This is a genomic window from Chitinophagales bacterium, from assembly GCA_020636495.1.
Classification (GTDB): domain Bacteria; phylum Bacteroidota; class Bacteroidia; order Chitinophagales; family Chitinophagaceae; genus UBA5543.
The window spans coordinates 1-3,383 of record JACJXQ010000023.1 but is presented as its reverse complement, the minus strand read 5'-3'; the positions used below and the strand labels follow the sequence as shown (position 1 = coordinate 3,383).

General features: G+C 46.5%; 4 protein-coding genes. All 4 read left to right on the top strand.

The window, feature by feature from the left end; genetic code table 11:
* Positions 1-224: 224 nt before the first annotated feature.
* Complete coding sequence (locus tag H6550_16675; GenBank protein ID MCB9047772.1) at positions 225-1,091, top strand: DUF58 domain-containing protein; 867 nt, start codon at positions 225-227, stop codon at positions 1,089-1,091.
* Between the two features lie 3 nt (positions 1,092-1,094).
* Positions 1,095-2,045, top strand: a complete 951-nt coding sequence (locus H6550_16670; protein MCB9047771.1) for a hypothetical protein — start codon at positions 1,095-1,097, stop codon at positions 2,043-2,045.
* On the top strand, positions 2,045-3,055 hold the full coding sequence (locus H6550_16665) for a VWA domain-containing protein (GenBank protein MCB9047770.1): 1,011 nt from the start codon (positions 2,045-2,047) through the stop codon (positions 3,053-3,055). The genes H6550_16670 and H6550_16665 overlap by 1 nt, the downstream gene beginning before the upstream one ends.
* A gap of 183 nt (positions 3,056-3,238) precedes the next feature.
* A partial coding sequence (locus H6550_16660) for a DUF4386 family protein (GenBank protein ID MCB9047769.1) occupies positions 3,239-3,383 on the top strand: 145 nt, incomplete at its 3' end.

Below are 3,383 nucleotides of genomic sequence, written 5' to 3'. Positions count from 1 at the left end.
ATAAACTGAATATTTCATAATAAATGGAATTTGCTGATATGTCACAAAACTACGGCTAATAAAGGGGGAGACCCTCATTTTTCACAAAATTTTTACTATTTATTTCCTGCCTGATCATCCGCTATCTATTAGATTTGCCTCCATGTAATTCAAAGCAATGCATATTTTTATGCCATAAGTTCAGTTTGCTTGTTTACATTTAACTTTTTTGACTTTGCACAATGCTGACCACATCAGAAATACTGAAAAGGGTAAGGCGGATAGAGATCAAGACGAAAGGATTGAGTAACCACATCTTCGCAGGTGAATACCACTCAGCCTTTAAAGGTCGGGGTATGTCCTTCAGCGAGGTGCGCGAATACCAGCACGGCGACGATGTGAAAGCGATAGACTGGAACGTGACTGCACGCTTGCGTACGCCCTATGTAAAAGTTTTTGAAGAGGAACGTGAATTGATACTCATGCTGCTGGTAGACATCAGCGGCAGCTCACTGTTCGGTACGCAGGACCGCCTGAAGCGCGACCTCATCACCGAGATAAGTGCGGTACTCTCTTTTTCGGCGGCAACCAACAACGATAAGGTCGGTGTTATCTTTTTCAGCGATAAGGTTGAAAAGTTCATACCTCCCAAAAAAGGTCGTTCGCATATCCTGCGCATCATCCGCGAGTTGATAGCGCTGGAGCCCAATGAGGAAGGCGGCACCAATATTGCAGCTGCACTGGAATACCTGAACCAGGTACAGAAAAAGAAAGCCATTACTTTTTTAGTGAGCGATTTCATCAGCGATGGATATGAGAAACCTTTGCAACTGGCAGCGCGCCGCCACGACCTGGTGGGCATACAGGTGTACGACAAACACGACCGTGAACTGCCTGATGTAGGACTGATACAGGTAATGGATTCCGAAACAAAACAAACCGCATGGCTGGACACAAGCGACAGGTCGGTAAAAGCTAATTATGTGCACCGTTTCGACCAACACCGTAAATACTGCCAGCAGGCATTTATAAAAAGCGGGGCTTCTTTGCTGAGCATCCGCACCAACGAAGATTATGTAAAAGCGTTACAAGGTTTTTTCAAAGCCCGGTAATACATGAAGAAAATAAACCTGACATATTATGCTCTTGTTATACTGCTGGCATTGCTGCCGGGCCTTAAGGCTGTAGCACAACCGCAGGTAAGCGCCAAAGTAGACGCCCGGCAAATAACAGTGGGCGACCAGTTGCGCATGTTCATCGAGGCAAAGCCCGACAAGAACGAGAGGCTGATATGGGCAACCATACCCGATACTTTCAATAACCTTGAGGTAGTAGAAAAAGGCAAGATCGATACTGTCAATACAGATGGCATTACTACTTACAAACAAAGGTTGCTCATCACCGGTTGGGATTCCGGTATGTTCACCATCCCTTCTTTCGAGTTTACCTCTGCGCCCAAAAGTGGTGCGCCTTATACTGTTGCTACCGATTCATTTGCAGTAATAGTACAAACCATACCCGTAGATACCACGCAACCCTTCCGCCCCATAGCTGATATCATGGAGGTGAAGACCACATGGAGGGATTATATTTGGTATATACTGGGTGGCCTGCTGGCTGCAGGGTTAATAGCTTTCGTCATCTACTACTTCAGCAAGAATAAAAAAGTAGCTGCTCCCGTACAGGCGCCACCTAAATATGTAGAAACGCCGAATGAAAAGGCACTGCGCCTGCTGGCAGAGCTGGAGCAGAAACAACTGTGGCAGCACGACCAGGTGAAACAATACTATACTGAACTGACGGATATTTTACGTGTATATATAGAAGAACGTTTCCGTACGCCTGCTATGGAGCTGACCAGTGACGAACTGCTGCTGGTGATACGCAGGCATAAAGAAATGATGCGCCACTACGACGCACTGTCTATGGTGCTGAGCACGGCAGACATGGCTAAGTTTGCCAAAGCGCAGCCATTACCGCAGGAGCATACGGATGCATTTGAATACACGCAACAGTTTGTACAAACAACAAAACCGGTTGTAACCGAAAACACCGATAAGAAATGATGAAAGGATTACTGGACTGGCAACATATGAGCTTTGCGCACCCGTATTATTTCGGGCTGTTCCTGCTGATACCTTTTATGATATGGTGGCAGTACACCAAAAAGAAATACGACAATCCTTCTATCAGGCTCACCACTATTTCAGGACTGAAAGAAGTGAAACCTACATGGCGGGTACAACTTCGCCCTGCCCTGTTCTGGCTGCGTGTACTGGCTTTGTCTTTCCTCATTATTGCGCTGGCGCGCCCGCAGTCAAGCAGCGTATCAGAGTCTATTGACAGTGAAGGGATAGATATCGTAATGTCTATAGATGTTTCGGGCAGTATGCTGGCAGAGGACCTGAAACCCAACCGTATAGAAGCGGCAAAAAAAGTAGCAGAAGAATTTGTGAATGACCGACCTACCGACCGTATAGGACTGGTGATATTTGCCGGAGAGAGTTTCACGCAGGTACCTATCACTATCGATCATAACGTACTGAAAGAGCAGATAAGCAAAATAAAAAGTGGTGTATTGGTAGACGGTACCGCCATAGGCATGGGACTGGCAACCGGTGTAGACCGCCTGCGTGCCTCCAAGGCCAAAAGCCGTGTGCTGATACTGCTGACAGACGGGGTGAACAACACAGGCCTGATAGACCCCAGCACGGCGCTGGAAATTGCCAAGCGTTATAAAGTACGTGTGTACACCATTGGTATAGGTAGCGAGGGTCAAGCGCCCTACCCGGTACAAACACCTTTCGGTACTCAGAAGCAAATGATGCCCGTGCAGATAGACGAGGCATTGCTACAGAAAATAGCGAAAGAAACAGGTGGTAAATATTACCGGGCTACCAGCAACAAGTCGCTAAAATCGGTATACAACGAAATAGACCAACTGGAAAAGACCAAGATAGAAGTAAGCAGCTACAAGCAATATGCGGAATTGTTCTTCCCATTCGCATTAATGGCTATCATCTTCCTGCTTACCGAAATGATACTGCGCTATACGGTGTTCAAGAGTGTGACATAGAACTACCACAACCCCTGAAGGGGCTTTTCTCTACACTGGTCAAAGCGTCTCGCTTTGACCCAAGATAAAGTCAGCATCCGCTGATACACCTACCATTTCTTACCCAAAGTCAACGTTTCGCGGCATAGGGCGCTACTACTTTTGCACCAGTAAACAACAAAGTGTCATTTAAAAACAACTACAATGAACAATGTATATGCGAAACGTTACGGCCATATAGCAGGCATACTCTATTTAGTTATCATCATCAGCGGGCTGTTCAGCGAACTGTTTGTTCGCTCTGCGCTTATCATTCCGGGCGATGCCACTGCCACCGCTCATAACATCT